This is a genomic window from Caulobacter sp. SRI_008 (genome assembly GCF_057586355.1).
The window spans coordinates 16,457-35,351 of record NZ_JBYCZS010000014.1 but is presented as its reverse complement, the minus strand read 5'-3'; the positions used below and the strand labels follow the sequence as shown (position 1 = coordinate 35,351).

21 protein-coding genes are annotated in these 18,895 nt (G+C 68.9%); 15 read left to right on the top strand and 6 right to left on the bottom strand.

Going from position 1 to position 18,895, the window contains the following annotated elements; all coding sequences use genetic code 11:
- Positions 1-72 precede the first annotated feature (72 nt).
- Positions 73-1,407, bottom strand: coding sequence for a hypothetical protein (locus AC2YHT_RS13930; RefSeq protein WP_487290388.1), 1,335 nt, complete (start codon positions 1,405-1,407; stop codon positions 73-75).
- Positions 1,408-1,547: 140 nt separating this feature from the next.
- Here AC2YHT_RS13930 and AC2YHT_RS13925 point away from each other — a divergent pair, with 140 nt between their 5' ends.
- From AC2YHT_RS13925 to AC2YHT_RS13910, 4 genes are all read left to right on the top strand, one after another.
- Positions 1,548-2,627, top strand: a complete 1,080-nt coding sequence (locus tag AC2YHT_RS13925) for an MBL fold metallo-hydrolase (RefSeq protein WP_487290387.1) — start codon at positions 1,548-1,550, stop codon at positions 2,625-2,627.
- Positions 2,628-2,796: 169 nt separating this feature from the next.
- Positions 2,797-3,258 carry a MarR family winged helix-turn-helix transcriptional regulator gene (locus AC2YHT_RS13920; RefSeq protein WP_487290386.1) on the top strand — a complete coding sequence of 154 codons (462 nt, stop codon included), beginning with the start codon at positions 2,797-2,799 and terminating at the stop codon, positions 3,256-3,258.
- A complete protein-coding gene (locus tag AC2YHT_RS13915) occupies positions 3,255-4,025 on the top strand; it encodes an enoyl-CoA hydratase (RefSeq protein ID WP_487290385.1) in 771 nt (256 codons plus the stop codon). The genes AC2YHT_RS13920 and AC2YHT_RS13915 overlap by 4 nt, the downstream gene beginning before the upstream one ends.
- Before the next feature lie 168 nt (positions 4,026-4,193).
- The gene (locus AC2YHT_RS13910) at positions 4,194-5,147 is read left to right on the top strand and encodes an SDR family NAD(P)-dependent oxidoreductase (protein ID WP_487290384.1); all 954 of its coding nucleotides are present in this window, start codon (positions 4,194-4,196) and stop codon (positions 5,145-5,147) included.
- Positions 5,148-5,378: 231 nt separating this feature from the next.
- Here AC2YHT_RS13910 and AC2YHT_RS13905 read toward each other — a convergent pair whose 3' ends face one another.
- A complete protein-coding gene (locus AC2YHT_RS13905) occupies positions 5,379-6,050 on the bottom strand; it encodes a c-type cytochrome (RefSeq protein WP_487290383.1) in 672 nt (223 codons plus the stop codon).
- 169 nt (positions 6,051-6,219) lie between these two features.
- On the opposite strand from AC2YHT_RS13905, the gene AC2YHT_RS13900 reads away from it, so the two are divergent.
- From AC2YHT_RS13900 to AC2YHT_RS13890, 3 genes are read left to right on the top strand one after another with little or no spacing between them, the layout of a single operon-like run.
- Positions 6,220-6,960, top strand: coding sequence for a 3-deoxy-manno-octulosonate cytidylyltransferase (locus AC2YHT_RS13900; protein WP_487290382.1), 741 nt, complete (start codon positions 6,220-6,222; stop codon positions 6,958-6,960).
- Positions 6,961-7,809, top strand: a complete 849-nt coding sequence (locus AC2YHT_RS13895) for a prephenate dehydratase (RefSeq protein WP_487290381.1) — start codon at positions 6,961-6,963, stop codon at positions 7,807-7,809.
- 16 nt (positions 7,810-7,825) lie between these two features.
- Positions 7,826-8,194: a hypothetical protein gene (locus AC2YHT_RS13890; protein WP_487290380.1), complete on the top strand. Its 369-nt coding sequence runs from the start codon at positions 7,826-7,828 to the stop codon at positions 8,192-8,194.
- An 18-nt stretch (positions 8,195-8,212) separates the two neighbouring features.
- Here AC2YHT_RS13890 and AC2YHT_RS13885 read toward each other — a convergent pair whose 3' ends face one another.
- On the bottom strand, positions 8,213-8,389 hold the full coding sequence (locus tag AC2YHT_RS13885) for a hypothetical protein (RefSeq protein ID WP_487290379.1): 177 nt from the start codon (positions 8,387-8,389) through the stop codon (positions 8,213-8,215).
- Positions 8,390-8,501: 112 nt separating this feature from the next.
- Between AC2YHT_RS13885 and AC2YHT_RS13880 the strand changes: the two genes are divergently transcribed.
- Positions 8,502-9,911 carry an FAD-binding oxidoreductase gene (locus AC2YHT_RS13880; protein WP_487290378.1) on the top strand — a complete coding sequence of 470 codons (1,410 nt, stop codon included), beginning with the start codon at positions 8,502-8,504 and terminating at the stop codon, positions 9,909-9,911.
- 12 nt (positions 9,912-9,923) lie between these two features.
- On the opposite strand, the gene AC2YHT_RS13875 is transcribed toward AC2YHT_RS13880, so the two are convergent.
- The 3 genes from AC2YHT_RS13875 to AC2YHT_RS13865 all read right to left on the bottom strand — a co-directional run bounded on the left by AC2YHT_RS13875 (position 9,924) and on the right by AC2YHT_RS13865 (position 12,338).
- Positions 9,924-11,030 (bottom strand): Fic family protein, encoded by a 1,107-nt coding sequence (locus tag AC2YHT_RS13875; RefSeq protein ID WP_487290377.1) that lies wholly within the window; start codon positions 11,028-11,030, stop codon positions 9,924-9,926.
- Between the two features lie 127 nt (positions 11,031-11,157).
- Positions 11,158-11,469: a hypothetical protein gene (locus tag AC2YHT_RS13870; RefSeq protein ID WP_487290376.1), complete on the bottom strand. Its 312-nt coding sequence runs from the start codon at positions 11,467-11,469 to the stop codon at positions 11,158-11,160.
- Between the two features lie 38 nt (positions 11,470-11,507).
- Positions 11,508-12,338, bottom strand: coding sequence for a hypothetical protein (locus AC2YHT_RS13865; RefSeq protein WP_487290375.1), 831 nt, complete (start codon positions 12,336-12,338; stop codon positions 11,508-11,510).
- A 183-nt stretch (positions 12,339-12,521) separates the two neighbouring features.
- On the opposite strand from AC2YHT_RS13865, the gene AC2YHT_RS13860 reads away from it, so the two are divergent.
- The 7 genes from AC2YHT_RS13860 (at position 12,522) to AC2YHT_RS13830 (ending at position 18,677) form a co-directional block, all read left to right on the top strand.
- Complete coding sequence (locus AC2YHT_RS13860; protein WP_487290374.1) at positions 12,522-13,673, top strand: lipase family protein; 1,152 nt, start codon at positions 12,522-12,524, stop codon at positions 13,671-13,673.
- 417 nt (positions 13,674-14,090) lie between these two features.
- Entirely contained in the window at positions 14,091-14,333 is a 243-nt protein-coding gene (locus tag AC2YHT_RS13855) for a ParD-like family protein (RefSeq protein ID WP_487290373.1), read from the top strand.
- Positions 14,330-15,076 (top strand): type I methionyl aminopeptidase, encoded by a 747-nt coding sequence (gene map, locus AC2YHT_RS13850; protein ID WP_487290372.1) that lies wholly within the window; start codon positions 14,330-14,332, stop codon positions 15,074-15,076. Before AC2YHT_RS13855 ends, map begins: the two co-directional genes overlap by 4 nt.
- Before the next feature lie 255 nt (positions 15,077-15,331).
- The gene (gene yaaA, locus AC2YHT_RS13845; RefSeq protein WP_110118302.1) at positions 15,332-16,099 is read left to right on the top strand and encodes a peroxide stress protein YaaA; all 768 of its coding nucleotides are present in this window, start codon (positions 15,332-15,334) and stop codon (positions 16,097-16,099) included.
- A 104-nt stretch (positions 16,100-16,203) separates the two neighbouring features.
- Positions 16,204-17,001 carry a 3-hydroxybutyrate dehydrogenase gene (locus AC2YHT_RS13840; RefSeq protein ID WP_487290371.1) on the top strand — a complete coding sequence of 266 codons (798 nt, stop codon included), beginning with the start codon at positions 16,204-16,206 and terminating at the stop codon, positions 16,999-17,001.
- Positions 17,002-17,175: 174 nt separating this feature from the next.
- The gene (locus AC2YHT_RS13835) at positions 17,176-18,249 is read left to right on the top strand and encodes a patatin-like phospholipase family protein (RefSeq protein ID WP_487290370.1); all 1,074 of its coding nucleotides are present in this window, start codon (positions 17,176-17,178) and stop codon (positions 18,247-18,249) included.
- Positions 18,246-18,677: an NUDIX hydrolase gene (locus tag AC2YHT_RS13830; protein ID WP_110118299.1), complete on the top strand. Its 432-nt coding sequence runs from the start codon at positions 18,246-18,248 to the stop codon at positions 18,675-18,677. Before AC2YHT_RS13835 ends, AC2YHT_RS13830 begins: the two co-directional genes overlap by 4 nt.
- The last annotated feature ends 218 nt before the right edge of the window (positions 18,678-18,895 follow it).

Sequence of the window (18,895 nt, the reverse complement as noted above, 5' to 3'; positions counted from 1 at the left end):
GGCCTTCCCCGGACACAAAAAACCCCGCCGGTTCGCACCGGCGGGGTTCTTCGTCAGAGCTCAGAAAAGCTCTTACTTCTTGATGTTGGTCGGCAGCTTGCAGCCGCCGCCGACGCCCTTGGCCTGCAGGCAGGACAGGAGTTCCTTGGGCTTGGGCGCGGGCGCGTTCAGCGGGTAGGACATCACCCAGCCCGGCAGGCCGTCGGCGCAGGCGACTTCGATGAAGCCGTCGGTCTCGGTGCGGCCGATGACCCGGGCGTCGGAAACCTCGCAGCTGCCCTTGCCGTAGGCCTTCAGGTCGGACCACAGGCGCGGGAACACCGCGTTCGGCTTGGTGTAGCTGCAGCGGAAGCCGTTCAGCTCCGAGAACAGGCAGTCATAGACGCGGTTCTCGGTGGGCGAGAACATGCCGATGCCGCCGTCCGGACGGTTCGAGCACTTCAGCTCGACCACTTCCTTCTTGGGGTCGTTCGACGGGAACAGGCCGTAGGATTCGACCTTGCAGTCGAAGCCGGCCTTCTTGGCCAGGCTGGTGTAGAGGCCGGCCTGCTCGGTCTTGGCCGCGCGGCTGTCGGTCAGGGTGCACTCGGCGCCGCCCGGGGCGTTGGCGCAGTCGATGGCGCGGGAGAGAGCGCCGCTGGCCAGGGTCTGCTGCAGCACGTAGCCCTTGCCGTCCTGGCACGAGACTTCGAAGTAGTTGTCGGTCTTGGTGGTCAGGATGTAGCGCTTGTCCTTCACCGCGCAGCCGTTGTTGGCGGCGGCGGCCAGGGTGTCGACGACCTGCAGCTGGGTGGCGCGGTCGGTCAGCTTGCACGAGATGTTGCCGGTTTCTTCGTACAGCAGGCAGCTGTTGGCCACCGTGCCTTCGAGCTTCATCGGGACCGGGACCTGGACGATGTAGCCCGCGCCGCCCTTACAGGCGACTTCGAAGAACGAGTTGTTGTTGCCGGTGCCGATGGCGCGGGCGTTCTGCAGGTCGCAGGCGGCGCTGGCCTTGGCGAGGTAGGGCTTCAGGCCCTGCTTGGGATCGACGTTGGCCGGCAGCAGGCACTTGAGGCCCGATTCCTTGCCGTCGGCGCCGACCTGGCCGGTCTCGAGGCAGTTGAACGCCTGCGGAGCGGCGTCCTTCTTGGCCACGATGGCGTAGCCCATGCCTTCCTGGCAGGCGACTTCGTAGTAGGAGGTGCTGGTCTTCTTGTCGGCGCCGATCAGACGGGCGTCGGACACTTGGCAGGCGATGGTCGTCTGCGCCATCAGCGGCGGCGCTTCCTTCATGCCGGTTTCACGCGACTTGGCGTCGACGGCGGCGGCGGCGGGCTTGGCATCCTTCGGCGCCGCGAAGGCGGCGGCCGGAACGAGCACGGCGACCGCGAGGGCGGCCGTCAGGCCGATCGCGAATGGCCTCATGTCTGTAGTCTCCTGGGGGTGAATTCCTCGCGGCGGACTTAAGCGCCCGCTTGCATCTAGGGTCAAGATGTCGTCCGACAGGGGCGCAATCATGGCGCGGCTTGGCCATAAAAAATGGGCTGCAGGGGAGTGAAACGGCGATGAGCGACGGGTTCGAGGAGGCCGCCAGCGACGCGGAATCGCCGCGCCGGCCGCGCCTGGCCTATCCGTTCGAGGTCGAGCCGGAGCCCGGTTCGGGCCAGGCGGTCGAGGTCGCGCCGGGGGTGCTGTGGCTGCGCCAGCCGCTGGGCGGCTCGCTGGGTTTCATCAATGTCTGGGCCCTGGCCGACGGCGAGGGCTGGACGATCGTCGACACCGGCATGGCCACCAAGGAGACCAGCGGGGCCTGGAAGGCGGCCTTCGCCGGGGCGCTGGAGGGACGTCCCGTCACCCGCGTTATCGTCACCCACCTGCATCCCGACCATGTGGGCCTGGCCGGCTGGCTGACCCGCCGCTTCGACTGCCGCCTGTGGATGACGCGGCTGGAATACTTCCAGTGCCGGATGCTGGTGGCCGACACCGGCCGCGAAGCGCCCGAGGACGGGGTGCGGTTCTTCCGCGCCGCCGGCTGGGACGACGACGCCATCGACAACTACAAGACCCGCTTCGGCGGCTTCGGCCGGGCGATCCACGCCCTGCCCGACAGCTATCGGCGCATGGAGGACGGCGAGACCTTCCGCATCGGCGCGCACGACTGGACGGTGGTGACCGGCCAGGGCCACTCGCCCGACCACGCCTGCCTGTGGTCGCCATCGCTGGGCCTGCTGATCTCTGGCGACCAGGTGCTGCCGAAGATCTCGTCCAACGTCTCGGTGTTCCCCACCGAGCCCGACGCCGATCCGCTGACCGACTGGCTGACCTCGCTGGCCAAGGTCAAGGCGATCGTCCCCGACGAGGTGCTGGTGCTGCCGGCCCACAACGCCCCCTTCCGCGGCCTGCACGCCCGCATCGACCAGCTGATCAACGGCCACGAGCGCGGCCTTTCGCGCCTGGTCGGCAAGCTGTCCGAACCCAAGCGGGCGGTCGACACCTTCGGCGCCCTCTTCGCCCGGCCGATCGGCCCGGACGTGCTGGGCATGGCCACCGGCGAGGCCATGGCCCACCTCAACTGCCTGATCGGCCGCGGGCTGGCGGTGCGCGAGGCGGATGAGGCCGGCGTGGGGTGGTATCGGGCGGTGTAAACCAGATGCTCCCCCTCTGGGGGAGCTGTCGCGAAGCGACTGAGGGGGCCGCCGAAGGCGGTGCTGACCCCCTCCGGCCCTCTGGGCCACCTCCCCCAGAGGGGGGGAGGATCTACGTCGCCCCAAAACACCCGTTTGATATTTCGCACACGAAGCATATAGTCGGCGCATGTCGACGCCCCCCGCCCCTGCCCCCGACAAGCGCCTCGTCTTCCTGCTCGCCTCCGGCCATCGGCGGGTGCAGCGCTGGATCGAGGCCAAGCTGGCGGCCGACCGGCACGGCCTGACCTCGGCGCAGTCGGGGGTGCTGTTCTATCTGGGCGGCGCCGACGGGGCGCTGATCGGCGAGGCGGCGGAAGCCCTGGACCTGGCCCCCTCGGCCATGACCGGCCTCGTCGACCGCATGACCCGCGCGGGCCTGGTCGAGCGCCGGCCCGATCCCAAGGACGGCCGCGCCCTGCGCCTGCACCTCACCGACCACGGCCGCGCCGCCCGCGAGGAGGCGAAAGCCGGCCTCGTCCACCTCAACGCCCACCTCACCGAAGGCTTCACGGACGACGAGATCGCCGTGGTCGCCCGCTGGCTTGCGAGCCTGCAGACCAAGTTCCCCAAAGGAGACGTTACGCCATGACCGAGCACGTGAAGATTGACCGCGAGGCGGGCGTCCTGACCATCACCCTGGCCCGCCCGGACAAGAAGAACGCCCTCAGCAACGCCATGTACGGCGCCCTGGCCGACGCCCTGGAGGGCGCCGAGCGCGATCCGGAGATCCGGGTCGTGGTGTTCCAGGGCGACGGCGACAGCTTCAGCGCCGGCAACGACCTGGGCGACTTCGTGGCCCAGGCCACCGGCGCCTTCACCGAGGAGCGCCACGTGTGGCGGTTCCTGAAGGCCCTGGCCAACGCCACCCGGCCGCTGGTCGCCGCCGTCCACGGCCAGGCCGTCGGCGTCGGCACCACCATGCTGCTGCACTGCGACCTGGTGTTCGTCGCGCCCGACGCCCGCCTGACCGTGCCGTTCGTCAACCTGGCCCTGGCGCCCGAGGCCGCCTCCAGCTGGCTGCTGCCGGCCCGCATCGGCCACGCCCGCGCCTACGCCATGTTCGCCCTGGGCGAGGCCGTGGATGGCGCGACCGCCGCCGCGTGGGGCCTGGCCAACGCCGTGGTTCCGGCCGACGAGCTGCGCGCCCGCGCCCGCGCCGCCGCCGACCAGCTGGCCAAGCGTCCCCTGGGCGCCCTGACCGTCACCAAGCGCCTGATGCGCGACGCCGAGGCCATCGCCGACCTGATGGACAAGGAAGGCGCCCTGTTCGCCGAGCGCCTGCAGACCGCCGAAGCCCGCGAAGCGTTCATGGCCTTCGCCGAACGCCGGGCCCCGGACTTCAGCAAGGTGGGGTAGGATACAAAGATCCTCCGCCTCTGGGGGAGGTGTCGCCAAAGGCGACGGAGGGGGCCGTTTTCAGCTTCCGCTGCATAGGCCGGCTTCGCGGAAACTCCCCCCACCGATCGCTGCGCGATCGCCTCCCCCACAGGGGGAGGTTCCTCATGACCGACAAGGATCCTCGCCATGGCCGACCGCATCGTCTCGCCCTTCGGGGCCCGCAGCACCGCCGGCGAGGTGGTCGCCGGTCATGACCTCACGGGCCGCACCGCCATCGTCACCGGCGCGACCACCGGCATCGGCATCGAGACCGCCCGCGCCTTGGCCGAAGCGGGCGCGGAGGTGGTGATCGCCGCCCGCAAGCCCGACCTCGGCGCGCAGGCCGTCGCCGAGATCGAGCGCACCGCCGGACCCGGCAAGGCGCGGTTCGCCATGCTCGACCTCTCCAGCCTGGCCTCGGTGCGGGCCTTCGCGCAGACCTGGGGCGAGGCGCCGCTGCACCTGCTGATCAACAACGCCGGCGTCATGGCCTGCCCGCTCGCCTACACCGAAGACGGGCTGGAGATGCAGATCGGCACCAACCACTTCGGCCACTTCGCGCTGTCGGCGCTGCTGGCGGAACGGCTGGTCGAGGGCGCGGAAGGGTCGGGCGTTCCCTCGCGCCTGGTGTCGCTGTCGTCGATCGGCCATCGCCGTTCGGGCGTGGATTTCGAGGACCCGCACTTCCGTCATCGGCCCTACGACAAGTGGGAGGCCTACGGCCAGGCCAAGACCGCCAACAGCCTGTTCGCGGTCGGCTTCGACGCCCGGTTCAAGGATCGCGGCGTGCGGGCCAACGCCGTCATGCCCGGCGGCATCATGACCCCGCTGCAGCGCCACCTGCCGATCGAGGAGCAGGTGGCCCTGGGCTGGATCGGCGAGGACGGCAAGCCCCGCGACGGCTTCAAGACCCCGCAGCAGGGCGCGGCCACCAGCGTCTGGGCGGCGGTCGGCCCCGAACTCGACGGCGTCGGCGGGCTCTATCTGGAAGACTGCAAGCAGGCCCTCGCCTGGACCAAGGACAAGCCCTGGGCCGGGGTGCTGCCGCACGCGCTGGACCCGGAGGCGGCCGAGCGGCTGTGGGCGCTGTCGGCCACCTGAGTCCCCTCTCCCCTTGCGGGAGAGGGTGGCCCTGCGGAGCAGGGTCGGGTGAGGGGTCTCTCAAAAATCAAAGCTGCGTACGGCGGTCAGATCGGGTGCGGCGTCTCACTTCTGAGAGACCCCTCATCCGTCGGCCTTCGGCCGCCACCTTCTCCCGCAAGGGGAGAAGGATCATGAAAAACCCCGCCGGTTCGCACCGGCGGGGCTCTTCGTTTCAGGCTGTCTGGAGCCTTAGTGCTGGGCCGGGGCGGCGGGAGCCGCGGCCGCCGGGGCCGGAGCAGCGCCAGCCGCCGGAGCCGCGGCGCCTTCCGCGGCCGGAGCCGCAGCAGCCGGAGCAGCGGCGGCGGCCGCCGGCTTGGGCGCCGGCACGGGCAGGGTCGAGCCCAGGCTGTGCAGGTAGGCGATGATGGCGATGCGGTCTTCCTGCTTCTTCAGGCCCGCGAAGGTCATCTTGGTGCCCGAGATGTACTTCTGCGGGCCCTTGAGGAACTGGTCGACGTGGTCGTAGTCCCACTGCGGGTTCTTGCCGCCAAAGTCGGTCATGGCCGACGAATAGGCGAAGCCCGGGTGCGTGCCCGGGTGCTTGCCCAGGGTGCCGTAGAGGTTGGGACCGGTGCCGTTGGGGCCGCCCGAATCGAAGTTGTGGCACGAGGCGCACTTGGCCGCGACGGCCTTGCCGGCCTCGATGTTGGCCGGCAGCAGGATCACCGAACCCCAGTCCGGCGGGACCTCGGCGGCCGGGGCGCCTTCGCCGCCGGTGTCTTCCTGGACGGCGATCTCGTAGCCGGCCTTCTCGACCTCGTGCTTCTTGAAGACGATGTCGGACGCTTCGCGCAGACCGAAGATCACCAGGCCGGTCAGGAGCACGCCGCCGAAAATCTTGTTGAACGTAAGGTCGCTCATCTCAGCCTTGTCAGCCTCTTTATTGGCCCGCCTTACGTGGGCGGAGCCGATTTATGAGCGCGGGTCCCCCCATGGTCGTCCCACGCGCGATGTTGCGCTCCGGTCTCTGACACGCTACCGCCCCGTGCGCAACCCGGGCGAACCGCGTTTCGCCCAACTCCGGTACGCCATGAACCCGATCGTCCTCATCCCCGCCCGCATGGCGGCGACCCGCCTCCCCAACAAGCCGCTGGCCGACATCGGCGGGCTGCCGATGATCGTGCGCGTGCTGCGCCAGGCGGAGGCCGCGGGCATCGGCCCGGTGGCCGTGGCGGCCGGCGATCCGGAGATCGTGGCGGCGGTGGAAGCCGCCGGCGGCCGCGCCGTGCTGACCGATCCGGCCCTGCCCTCGGGCTCCGACCGCATCCTGGCGGCCCTGGCCGTGCTGGACCCGGACGGCGTCCACGACGTGATCATCAACCTGCAGGGCGACATGCCCTTCGTCGACCCGGCGGTCCTCTCCGCCTGCGCCGGCCAGCTGGCCGCCCACGCCGACGCCGACATCGCCACCGTGGTGGCGCCGGAAGCCTCGGCCGACGACCGCGCCAACCCCGACGTGGTCAAGGCCGTGTTGGCCATGGACGCGAGTGGAGAGAGCGGCCGCGCCCTCTACTTCACCCGCTCCACCCTCTATGGCGACGCGCCCGTCTGGCGCCACATCGGCATCTACGGCTATCGCCGCGCCGCGCTGGAGGCGTTCAACGCCGCCCTCCCCTCGCCGCTGGAAAAGCGCGAGAAACTGGAGCAGCTGCGGGCCATGGAGCTGGGCCTGACGATCCGCGCGGCGGTGGCGGGCGAGGCCCCGATCTCCGTCGACAATCCTTCCGACCTGCAGGCCGCGCGCGACCACGCCGAAAAGACTGAAAGCTAGATGAGCACCCTCAAGAAGATCGCCTTCCAGGGCGAACCCGGCGCCAACAGCCACGAGGCGTGCCGCACCTACTTCCCCGACTACGAGGTGCTGCCCTGCGCCACCTTCGAGGAGGCGTTCGAGGCCATCAAGACCGGCGCGGCCCAGCTCGGCATGATCCCGATCGAGAACTCGATCGCCGGCCGCGTGGCCGACGTGCACCACCTGCTGCCCGCTTCGGGCCTGAAGATCATCGGCGAGCGCTTCAAGCCGATCCGCTTCCAGCTGATGGCCAACAAGGGCGTGACGCTGGACACCGTGACGACCGCCGTCTCGATGCCGATCGCGCTTTCCCAGTGCCGCAACAGCCTCAAGCGCCTTGGCCTGGCCAAGGAAGGCGCGGGCGACACCGCCGGCGCGGCCAAGGCCCTGGCCGCCAAGCCCGACCAGACCCGCGCCGCCGTCGCCCCCGCCCTGGCCGCCGAGATCTACGACCTCGACATCCTGGCCCGCGACATCGAGGACGAGCGCCACAACACCACCCGCTTCCTGGTGATGACCGCCGACCCGGCCCCGCCGGCCCCGTCGTTCACCCACCGCTGCGTGACCAGCTTCGTCTTCCGGGTGCGCAACCTCCCGGCGGCCCTGTTCAAGGCCCTGGGCGGCTTCGCCACCAACGGCGTCAACATGACCAAGCTGGAAAGCTACATGGAGAACGGCGCCTTCACGGCCACCTTCTTCTACGCCGAGGTCGACGGCCGCCCCGAAGACCGCAGCCTGGCCCTGGCCTTCGACGAGCTGCAGTTCTTCTCCGAGAAGTTCGAGATCCTGGGCGTCTACCCCGCCGACCCGTTCCGCGACGGGAAGTAGGACGGGAGGGGCCGCGATGTCCGACGCCTCGCCGACCTTCTACCTCTCGCCCCTCGATTTCACGGACGGCGTGCTGACGATCCGGATGGGCGACGGCCGCCGGCCGCTCGGCGCCCTGACCTTCGACCATGTCCGCAGCTTCGTCTTCGTGAAGGAGACCGACTTCTGGGCGCGCTTCGAGAAGGCTGACAGGTCGCTGCTGCTTGGCGATCGGGCCGGCGAGCCGAGGGTGCATCGCGTGAAGACCGGCGCGCTGGTCCAGAGCTTCCTCACGCCCGAATTGATGGCGGAGGATCCCCTGATCTTCTTCGTGTGGACGCCCGATGAGTGCTTCGAGGTCGTAGGCTTCGGGGCTCCACGCTGGACGCCGCTGGGCGACGCCTGAGCCCACGTTCAACGCCCCCTAAAAGCCGAGCTTGAGATCCGGATCCACGGTGGCGCCGACCGCCTCGAAGGCCTCGGCGAACCTGTCTTCCGGTGCTCGGCTGGCGGTGACGTCCTCAACGCGAGCGGCGCGCGCTGGCGGCGGGACCGGCGCGGCGCCGCGCGCTTCAGCCATTTCCGTCGAACGCTTCGGCATATCGCGCCTCGTTGGACAAATTCCGATTTTGCCCAGCGTGCACGAAAACGGCATGGCCTTGAAGCGTCCTTCGCCTTCACCCCCTCCCCGTTCCGCCCTATTCTCCGCGACCATGACCAAGCCCGTTCCCGCCGATGTCGTGTCCCGCCTGAAGTCCGTGCTGGGCGAGGGCGGATGGAGCCAGGATCCCGAGCGGCTGGCGCCGAAGCTGGTGGAATGGCGCGGGCGCTGGAAGGGCGAGACCCCGCTGCTGGTCACCCCGCGCACCACCGCCGAGGTGGCGGCCGTCGTGGGCATCTGCGCGGCCGAGGGCGTGGCGATCACCCCGCAGGGCGGCAACACGGGCCTCGTCGCCGGCCAGATTCCTCAGGGCGAGATCCTGCTGTCGACCGAGAAGCTGCGCGCGGTGCGCGACGTCGACGCCCTGGACGACGTCATGGTGCTGGAAGCCGGCGTCACCCTGTACGAGGCCCACCAGCAGGCGGCGAGCGTCGGCCGGCGGTTCACGGTGGGCGTGGCTTCGGAAGGCTCGTGCACGATCGGCGGCCTGATCTCGACCAACGCCGGCGGCACGGCCGTGCTGCGCTACGGCATGATGCGCGAGCAGGTGCTGGGCATCGAGGCGGTGCTGCCCAACGGCGAGATCTGGAACGGCCTCAAGCGCCTGCGCAAGGACAACACCGGCTACGATCTCAAGCAGCTGCTGATCGGGGCCGAGGGCACGCTGGGCGTGGTCACCGCCGCGGCCCTGAAGCTGCACGCGCCCCTGGCCTCGCGGGCCGTGGCCATCGTCGGCCTGGCCTCGCCGGAGGACGCCATCACCCTGCTCGCCCGCGCCAAGGACGAGACCGGCGGCGCGGTCGAGGCCTTCGAGCTGATGGGCCGCCTGGGCTTCGCTCTGACCGTGCGCAACGTGCCCGGCCTGCGCGATCCTCTGCCCACGGAGCACCCCTGGTACGTGCTGATCGAGATCGCCAGCGGCGAGCCCGGCGCGGCCGAGGCGGCGCTGGAGCGCCTGCTGGCCGGCGCCCTGGAAAACGGCCTGATCGCCGACGCCGCCGTGGCCCAGACGCAGACCCAGATGAAGGACTTCTGGCACATCCGCGAAGGCCACTCGGCCGGCCAGAAGCCGGAGGGCGCGGTGTGGAAACACGACGTCAGCGTGCCCGTCTCGAAGATCCCGCTGTTCATCGGCCAGGCCAACGCCGCGATCGACAAGGCCTTCCCCGGAACCCGCATCGTCGCCTTCGGCCACGTGGGCGACGGCAACGTGCACTACGACGTGCTGAAGGCCCCGGGCGCCGACGACGACGCCCATGACGCCCTGCGCGAGCAAGGCGCCCGCATCGTCCACGACATCGCCGCCGGCTTCACCGGCTCGATCAGCGCCGAACACGGCCTGGGCGCGATGAAGACGGCCGAGGCCCTGGCCTACAAGGACCCCATCGAGGTCGCCGCCCTTCGCGCGATCCGCGCGGCGCTCGACCCGCAGCGGATCATGAACCCGCGGGTGCTGTTCTAGGCGGCTTGTGCATCAAAGAACGACCCGTCCCTCCGTGATGTTGATCAGGCGGGGCATGGCGTAGACCGAAGGAATGCGTCCAGCGCCTTCCCTGACCCGGGAGATCAGTCCCTCGCCCTCCAGCTGGCGCAACATGCCGTTGGCGGTGATCCGGTTGTTGAACCCCGCAATGCGGCCGAACTCCGGTCCGGGGATGATCGGCCGCATGAAGAACGCATCGACCGCGCTCATCGCAAACTGGGAGTGCGTCACCTCCACGAAGCGGCGTCGCATCTCCTCGTAGAGATCCCGGATCGCTCTGACCTTTTCCAGATTGGCCTCGGCCTGCGAGACCACCGCGCCGACGAAGAAGTCGAGCCAACCGTGCCAGTCGCCATCGCTCGTGATGGCGAGCAGGCGGTCGTAATAGAGGTCCCGGTTCGCTTCGAGATACTCAGACAGGTAGAACATCGGCCTCGAAAGCGCCCGTCGCTGATAGAGCAGCAACGGAATGAGCATGCGCCCTATACGACCGTTCCCATCCTTGAACGGGTGAAGAATTTCGAACTGCGCGTGGGCGATGGCCACCTGCAGAATGGGGTCCTCGTCCTCCGAGCCGACATAGGCGGCCCAACGTTCCAACGCCTGCGGAAGCACCAGCGGGCTTGGCGGCACGAAGCGCGCCCGCTCGATGGGATCACCGTGACGCCCGATCCAGTTCTGGTCCACCCGGAACGCGCCAGGCTCCTTGTCCCTGCCGCGCACGCCCTGCATCAGGCGTTGATGAACGCTCTTGATCAGCGAAAGTGACAGCGGACGTTCGGCCAAGGCTTGTTCGGCCACCTGAACGGCGACGCGATAATTGGAGACTTCCTCGATATCGCCGAGGCGAGCGTCGGCGGCGCCCAGGCCAGCGTCGAACTCCAGCACTTCATCGAGCGTCGCCTGCGTGCCCTCGATCCGCGACGACAAGACCGCTTCGTTGACGGTGATCGGCGACAGCAGGACGGCCGGGTTGGGCAGAGTCTGCAGCATGCCGTCGTAGCGCGCCAAGGCCGCGTTAGCTCTCCCGACGATCGGGAGCAGGCCGCGCCAGTTCAGGTCGGTCAGCGGCAGTTCGTCAGGAATGCACGGCGGCATGTTCGAGCCCGTTTCGCGCCTTGCACGCTAGCTCAATTCCTCAAATTTGTGAAAAGTATTTTTGAAAATGCCTTTCACAAGAGCGCTGACGATAAATCCGGCTTTCATTAATCCGACCCACGACGCTCTAGGCGCCAAGCGCCGCCTTCGCCTTGCGTCGCGCGAAATAGACCATGATCAGCGACAGCACCGCGCCGGCGGGGAAGGTCGCCTTCAGCAGGCCATTGGCCGCGCCGGGGCCCAGGATGTTGATCGCGAACGGAACGAAGCCCCACTCGCCGGTCGAGGGCTTCATCCAGAACGCCCCGACGCCGACGAAGGCCAGCACCGCCCAGATCACCCGCAGCTTCAGCGCCTTGGTGCGGGCCACGAAGTAGAGGGCGGCGATCATCGGCAGCGGCCAGGCCAGGGCGGCCGCGAGAGCGAGGGTTTGGTTCATGGCCCCTTCCTAGCGGGCGGCGGGCGCGGAGGAAATCGTCAGCTCGCCGGATCGACCGGCGCCGCCGCCGGCGCGGGCTCCGTCCTGGCCTTGTCCGGACGCGGCCGCCCCAGCACGCCGGCCAGGATCAGGATGGCGCCCAGCGGGAAGATGAAGGACAGCTGCCAGGTGTCGAAGCGCGAGAAGCCCTTCACCGCGGTGAAGCCGATCAGGCTGACGTTCATCAGCTTCCAGCCGAAGAAGCCGTTGAACCAGTTCATCTGGAAGGCGCCGACGCCGAGCAGCGCCACAGGCAGCCAGAGCCATTTGAACTTGCGGCGCGGCGAGCGGATCACCTTGACCATGGCCGCCAGCATCAGGCCCAGGCTGGCCGCCATCGCCGCCAGGAAGACGTACTGGCCCGGCTTGCGGCCGGCCAGGGTGAAGCGGACGCCTTCCAGTTCGGCCGGGGTCGCCACCTGCACGTGGAAACCGGTGACGGTCCAGGTCTTGGCGCCGATCGGCCGCTGCACCGCGACCTGGGCCAGGACGACCTTGCCCGGATAGTCGTATTCGTGGCTGATCACGGCCGTCTGCTGCTGGCCGACCACGGTGGAGACGTTCCAGCCGATCATGCCGCCGGCGGTCGGCTCGCCGGGCGGAATGTAGGCGCGAACCTGCTCGAGCTGGGCGATCGCCTGCGGCGTCTTCAGACCGGGCGCCAGGCGCGCCTGCAGCGCCGGCGAGCGGGAGCGCACCTGGGTGTAGACCTCACGCGCCGTCGGATCGAGCGACGGATCCGGCGTCAGCGCCTTGCATCCGGCCAGCAGAGCCGCGCACGCCAAGGCCGCGCCCGCCAGCACGGCGCGCCAGTTCGATTTCGATTTCACGCGATACGCCCCCACAAACCCCTGGTGGAGGAAGCTAGACCATGCTCGCGCCTTGTCCAGCGCGAGCGGCGCGCTTGTGCGGCCAAACACATCCGGAGGTTGACACCGTGCTATGGTGCGCGCCGGCGGAGCCTGACGGCCGCCGCCGAGCAGACCCCGGAACCCCGAGCAACGGAGGCGATCATGACGGACACGCCCGCTTCGAGCCTGACCCTGCAGCAGCAGGCCTTCTGCCTGTCCTGGCTGTCGAACGCCGCCGGCGACAAGGTCGACACCCTGGCCAATCTGGAAGCCATCGTGGCCCAGGCGGTGGCCGCCTTCGTCACCGACAACGCCGGCCAGATCGCCGACTGGTCGGTCGTCTGGGGTCCCGAGGCCGCCAGCCACGACGGCGACGACCCGACCGCGCTCTACTACGCCGACAACCTGCTGTACGCGGCGCAGGCCTCGGTGAACGGGGCGCCCTGCCTGGTGGTGGCCATGGCCGGCACCAACGAAGACGACGCCTACGACTGGCTGGCCGAGGACTTCGCGATCGTCCGCCAGGTCGACTGGGCCTATGGAAACGGCGGCTTCACGGGCGCGCCGTCGCCGAAAATCTCGCACGCCACCCACACCGGCATCACCGCCTTGCTCGCGATGACCGACACCAAGAGCGGCGGCATCCAGGCCTTCGTCACGGCCTGGGCCAAGGCCAACACCGGCGGCACGATCATCTTCACCGGCCATAGCCTGGGCGGGGCGCTGTCGCCGACCCTGGCGACGGCGGTGATCGGCCAGAACGGCGGCCCGTTCCCCGGGATCACCCACCTGGCCCTGCCCAGCGCCGGCCCGACGCCCGGCAATCCGGACTTCGCGGCCCTCTACACCCACTTCTACCCGCAGCCGGCCGACACCGGCCCCACGCCCTTCAACACCGACATCGTCAACGCCCACGACATCGTGCCCACCGCCTGGAACGACGTGCACCTGAAGGGCTTCTTCACCAACACCGGCGACCTGGCGTTCAAGCTGGAGATGGACGCCCTGCTGGGCTCGATCGACCTGCTGGCCGACGGCCTGCTCGCCTTCAAGACCTACACCCCGATCGCCCACAAGACCTTCGCGGCCAGCCCGCCGGACGTCGATTACGCCAGCCTGCAGGACTTCTTCGGCCTGATCGTCGCCAACCACCTGGCGGCCTACCCGACCTATTTCGGGGTGACCGACGCGCTGAACGACACCACCCAGGTCATGACCAACGCCACCCTGCGCCAGGTCCAGACCCACGCCCGCCAACTGATCGCGGCGGCGAAGGGGCAGCAGGCTTCGACATCGTCAGCGGCCGCGGAATAGCAGTAAAATCCCTCTCTCTTAGAGAGTGGGAGGGGCCCGCCGCGCAGCGGTGGGAGGGTGAGAGGTTTCACCGCCGGCCGTCGTACCCACGAAAAAGGGCCGCCCCTTTCGAGACGGCCCCTAAACTTCTCGCCTTCCTCGCCCCTGTGGCGAGGACCCATGGCCAGGCCAGGCTCGGCGCCTCCGTCCTGGGCGCCGCCAGCGTGGCCGCGAACGGCCCGAGATCTCGGCGGCTGAACCCTGGGCCCTAGGCACAAGGCCTAGGGAGGCGAATGTATTTAGCCTCGCGCCCACACCGGCCGGCTTTGTCACCTCTCACCCTCCCTCTCTCCATGAGAGAGGGGTCTAGCGGGTCTTGCCTCGTCCGCACCCAGGCCATATATCGCATATACGAAACGTATATGATTGAGATATCCCATGGGCATCGTCAATATCGAGGACGAGCTGCACGAGCAGCTACGGCGGGCCAGCAAGGCGTCGTACCGGTCGATCAACGGCCAGGCGGCGTTCTGGATCAGGATCGGCATGCTGTGCGAGCTGCACCCGCACCTGACCTTCCAGGAACTGGTGGCGCGCGAACTGCGGGAGGCGGGCGTGGACGGTGACGATCCCACGCCCGACGGCCCCAAAGCGGCTAAGGCCGTCGAGACCCTGCCGTGACCATCGAGCACGAAGACCAGCTGGAGAAGCTGCGCGTCATCGGCGCCCTGGTGGCCCGCACCCTGGCGGCCATGGGGGCGGCACTGGAGCCGGGCATGACCACCCGGGAGCTGGACGACATCGGCCGCGCCCTGCTGGAGAAGGACGGCGCGCGCTCGGCCCCGGAACTGACCTACAACTTCCCCGGCGCGACCTGCATCTCGGTCGGTCCCGACTGCGCCCACGGCATTCCCGGCGACACGGTGATCAAGGCCGGCGACCTGATCAATATCGACGTCTCGGCCGAGCTGGACGGCTATTTCGGCGACACCGGCGCCAGCTTTTCCGTGCCGCCGACGACCAAGCGCATCGAACGCCTTTGCCGCGACGGCCGGCGGGCGATGTGGGCGGGCATCCGGGCCGTGCAGCCCGGCGCGCGGCTGAACGCGATCGGCGGCGCCATCGAGACCTTCGCCGACAAGAACGGCTACAGCCTGGTGCGCAACCTGGCCAGCCACGGGGTCGGCCGCTCGCTGCACGACGAGCCCCGCGAGATCCCCACCTGGCGCGAGCCGCGCGACCGGCGGACCATCCCCGAGGGCCTGGTCTTCACCATCGAGCCGTTCCTGTCGCTGGGCGCCGACTGGGTCGAGGAACTGGACGACGGCTGGACCCTGCGCCCGCCGCGCGGCCAGCCCACCGTGCAGTACGAGCACACCCTGGTGGCGACGCGGAACGGACCGCTGGTGCTGACGCTGGCCTGAGGGGGCAGGCCAAACGGGGCTGACTTCCCCCACCCGGCTGATTTTCAACCGTCAGTTCCCCGCGAAGGCGGGGATCCAAGCTGACGTTCAGGATGGAGCGCGCTCAGCGCCAAAACCACTGCCTCGGCTTGGATCCCCGCCTTCGCGGGGATACTCGGAGAAGGGGTGCGGCATGAGAAGGCGATACGCCTTAAGGGTCAGCTCCGACACCGCCACCGCTGGCGAAGCGGGGCCAAAGCCTCTATCTGCGTCCCCATGCTGATGGTCATCTCTCCCGCCAAGTCGCTCGACTTCACCGCGCCCAGCGAGGTGCTGCCGCTGACGACGCCGGCCCTGAAACCGCAGATCGCCGAACTGGCCAAGGTCACGCGCAAGCTGACGGCCGCCGACCTGCGCCGGCTGATGCACATCTCCGAGAAGCTGGCCGACCTGAACCGCGAGCGCTTTCAGCACTTCGATCCCCAGGTCGAAGAGGGGCTGCAGGCCGTGATCGCCTTCAACGGCGACGTCTATGCCGGCCTGGCGGCGCGCGAGCTGGACCGCGCCTCGCTGGAGTGGGCGCAGGACCACCTGCGGATCCTGTCGGGCCTCTATGGCGTGCTGCGGCCGCTGGACGCCCTGCAACCCTACCGCCTGGAGATGGGCACCCGCCTGAAGACCAAGCGCGGCGCCACCCTCTACGATTTCTGGGGCGAGACCATCGCCAAGACGCTCAACGAGGCCGCCGCCGGCCACGCGGACCCGACCCTGGTGAACCTGGCCAGCCAGGAATATTTCGGCGCCGTCGACGCCAAGGCCCTGAAGCTGCCGGTGGTCACCTGCCACTTCAAGGAAGAGAAGGCCGGAACCCTGAAGGTGCTGGGCTTCTACGCCAAGAAGGCCCGCGGCCGCATGGCCCGCCACATCATCGACGGCCGCATCGAGAAGGCCGCCGACCTCAAGGCCTTCGACCGCGACGGCTACCGCTTCAGGCCCGAGCTCTCCACCGAGGCCGACTGGGTTTTCGCTCGCCCGCAGCCCTGAATTCATCTAACGATGAATTTATAGCCCCTCGTTCTTTCGCAACGGCGGGCTATATGTTGCGTTGCAACAATTCAAGCGGCCCGAGCGGCCGGCAGGAGAGCGCCATGGCGGTGGATTTCGGGTTGCAGGGGCAGGTCGCGATCGTCACCGGCTCGACCAGCGGCATCGGTCACGCCCTGGCCGACGCCCTGGCCGGTCAAGGCGTCAACATCGTGCTCAACGGCCTGGGCGAGATGACCGCCATCGAGCGCACCCGCTCGGAACTGGCCGAGAAGCACGGCGTCGAGGTGCTGTACCACGGCGCCGACATGACCAAGCCGGTCGAGATCGCCGACATGGTCAAGGCCGCCAAGGCCGAGTTCGGCGAGCTGGACATCCTGGTCAACAACGCCGGCGTCCAGCACGTGGCCCCCGTCGAGGAATTCCCCGACGACAAGTGGGACCTGATCATCGCCATCAACCTGTCGTCGGCCTTCCACGCGTCGAAGGCGGCGATCCCGATCATGCGCGAGCAGGGCCGCGGGCGGATCGTCAACATCGCCTCGGCGCACGGCCTGGTCGCCTCGCCCTACAAGTCGGCCTATGTGGCCGCCAAGCACGGCATCCTGGGCCTGACCAAGACCATCGCCCTGGAAGTGGCCCAGCAGGGCATCACCTGCAACGCCATCTGCCCCGGCTTCGTGAAGACCCCGCTGGTCGAGGCCCAGATCACCGACCAGGCCAAGGCCCGCGGCATCAGCGAGGAGGCGGTGATGAAGGACGTGATCCTGGCCGCCCAGCCGACCAAGCAGTTCGTCACCTTCGAGCAGCTGTCGGGCCAGCTTCTGTACCTGGTCAGCGACCTGGGGGCCTCGGCCAACGGCGCCTCCTTCGCCATCGACGGCGGCTGGACGGCGCAGTAGCTCTTTTCAGCCGTAAGATCCCCGCGAAGGCGGGGATCCAAGCTGACGTTCAGGATGAGGCGCTTCCCGCGTCAGGCCCACAGACTCGGCTTGGATCCCCGCCTTCGCGGGGAGGCTCGGAGAAGGGGGCCGAGGCTGTGACTATCGATCCGCTCTAGAGGCAAAGGCAGACCCATGCCCATCGCGCCGCTGAAGAGGAAGCCCAAGGGGCCGCGTCCGATCAGCCTGGCGCTGCAGGGCGGCGGCTCGCACGGCGCCTTCGAGTGGGGCGTGATCGAGCGGCTGCTGGAGGAGGAGAGCCTGGAGATCCAGGCGATCACCGCCGCCTCGGCCGGGGCGATGAACGCGGTGGCCTACGCCTCGGGCCTGATCGCCGGCGGACGCGAGGGGGCCAAGGCCTCGCTCGACGACTTCTGGAAGCAGGTCAACCGCAACGGCGGCCGCAACGTCTTCGGCGACACCAGCATCTGGACAAGCGCCTTCGGGGGCGCGTTCGGCGGCGCCGCCGACTGGATCAAGAACACCCCGGGCTGGCGGCTGGCCGAGACCCTGGCCCTGTCGATGAGCCCCTACGAGTTCAACCCGTTCAACCTCAATCCGCTGAACGACATCCTCGACGAGACGATCGACTTCGAAGCCCTGCGGACCCGCTCGCCGGTCAAGCTCTACATCGCCGCCACGGCGGTGCGCACCAGCAAGGCCAAGGTGTTCCGCGAGACCGAGCTGACCGCCCGCCACGTGCTGGCCAGCGCCTGCCTGCCGCAGGTGTTCCAGGCCGTGGAGATCGACGGCGAGCCCTATTGGGACGGCGGCTTTCTGGCCAACCCGCCGCTGTGGCCGCTGTTCTACGACAAGACCCCCGACGACATCCTGCTGGTCAGCCTCAATCCCTTCGTGCGCGACGAGACGCCCAAGACCCCGGGCGAGATCATGGACCGCCTGAACGAGATCACCTTCAACGCCGCGTTGTCCTCGGAACTGCGCGCCATCGGCTTCGTGCAGAAGCTGCTCGACGAAGGCCTCTTGAAAGACAACGCCCGGGGGCGCTATCGGCGGATGCTGCTGCACGCCATCAAGGCCGACGAGCCGCTGGCCGACCTGTCGCTGGCGTCCAAGTTCAATACCGAGTGGAGCTTTCTGACCGACCTCAAGGCCCGTGGGCGCAAGGCGGCGGAAGCTTGGCTCGGCGAGTGTTTGCCCCTGGTGGGGGAGCGCTCGACGGTAGATTTGAAGTCTGGTTTCGCATGAACACCCCCGCACCGATCCCCTCCCCCACCGCCGGCGTCATCTGCCTGCGGGGGCATGAGGTGCTGCTGATCAAGCGCGGCACGCCGCCGCGTCTTGGCCAATGGAGCCTGCCTGGCGGACGGATCGAGTTCGGCGAGACGGCGGAAGCCGCCGCCCTGCGCGAACTGCGCGAGGAAACCGGGGTGGAAGCCCGTCTGCTGGGCCTGATCGACGTCGTCGACGGCGTCTTCACCTCGCGCGAGACCGGCGAGACCACCCGCCACTTCGTGATGTTCGACTACGCCGCCGAATGGACCGGCGGCGAGCCCAAGGCCGGCGACGACGCCGCCGACGCCCGCTTCTTCACCCGCGAGGAGGCCATGGCCGCCGTCGAGTGGGACCTGACCCGGCAGGTCATCGAGCAGACCTACGCGCTGTTCGGACGCTAGGCGCATCGCCGGATCGCCGCGCCCCGAGGCGCGGGCTTCGGAAAAAGACGGCCGCTCGACGGATCTTCTCCACAGCAACTTGACAACGTCGGTCGACGGGCGCATCCCGCCGCCGCGCTCGATGCCGCGACGCGGCGACGACGCTTTCAACGGAAACCCAAGCCCCATGCCCAGCGACAGTCACAGTCGATCCAACACGCCGCGAACGGCGTCACGCT

Coding starts and splice junctions, on each gene's coding strand:
- AC2YHT_RS13930 (WP_487290388.1), bottom strand. CDS start 1,407: ATGAGGCCATTCGCGATCGGCCTGACGGCCGCCCTCGCGGTCGCCGTG.
- AC2YHT_RS13925 (WP_487290387.1), top strand. CDS start 1,548: ATGAGCGACGGGTTCGAGGAGGCCGCCAGCGACGCGGAATCGCCGCGC.
- AC2YHT_RS13920 (WP_487290386.1), top strand. CDS start 2,797: ATGTCGACGCCCCCCGCCCCTGCCCCCGACAAGCGCCTCGTCTTCCTG.
- AC2YHT_RS13915 (WP_487290385.1), top strand. CDS start 3,255: ATGACCGAGCACGTGAAGATTGACCGCGAGGCGGGCGTCCTGACCATC.
- AC2YHT_RS13910 (WP_487290384.1), top strand. CDS start 4,194: ATGGCCGACCGCATCGTCTCGCCCTTCGGGGCCCGCAGCACCGCCGGC.
- AC2YHT_RS13905 (WP_487290383.1), bottom strand. CDS start 6,050: ATGAGCGACCTTACGTTCAACAAGATTTTCGGCGGCGTGCTCCTGACC.
- AC2YHT_RS13900 (WP_487290382.1), top strand. CDS start 6,220: ATGAACCCGATCGTCCTCATCCCCGCCCGCATGGCGGCGACCCGCCTC.
- AC2YHT_RS13895 (WP_487290381.1), top strand. CDS start 6,961: ATGAGCACCCTCAAGAAGATCGCCTTCCAGGGCGAACCCGGCGCCAAC.
- AC2YHT_RS13890 (WP_487290380.1), top strand. CDS start 7,826: ATGTCCGACGCCTCGCCGACCTTCTACCTCTCGCCCCTCGATTTCACG.
- AC2YHT_RS13885 (WP_487290379.1), bottom strand. CDS start 8,389: ATGCCGAAGCGTTCGACGGAAATGGCTGAAGCGCGCGGCGCCGCGCCG.
- AC2YHT_RS13880 (WP_487290378.1), top strand. CDS start 8,502: ATGACCAAGCCCGTTCCCGCCGATGTCGTGTCCCGCCTGAAGTCCGTG.
- AC2YHT_RS13875 (WP_487290377.1), bottom strand. CDS start 11,030: ATGCCGCCGTGCATTCCTGACGAACTGCCGCTGACCGACCTGAACTGG.
- AC2YHT_RS13870 (WP_487290376.1), bottom strand. CDS start 11,469: ATGAACCAAACCCTCGCTCTCGCGGCCGCCCTGGCCTGGCCGCTGCCG.
- AC2YHT_RS13860 (WP_487290374.1), top strand. CDS start 12,522: ATGACGGACACGCCCGCTTCGAGCCTGACCCTGCAGCAGCAGGCCTTC.
- AC2YHT_RS13855 (WP_487290373.1), top strand. CDS start 14,091: ATGGGCATCGTCAATATCGAGGACGAGCTGCACGAGCAGCTACGGCGG.
- yaaA (WP_110118302.1), top strand. CDS start 15,332: ATGCTGATGGTCATCTCTCCCGCCAAGTCGCTCGACTTCACCGCGCCC.
- AC2YHT_RS13840 (WP_487290371.1), top strand. CDS start 16,204: ATGGCGGTGGATTTCGGGTTGCAGGGGCAGGTCGCGATCGTCACCGGC.
- AC2YHT_RS13835 (WP_487290370.1), top strand. CDS start 17,176: ATGCCCATCGCGCCGCTGAAGAGGAAGCCCAAGGGGCCGCGTCCGATC.
- AC2YHT_RS13830 (WP_110118299.1), top strand. CDS start 18,246: ATGAACACCCCCGCACCGATCCCCTCCCCCACCGCCGGCGTCATCTGC.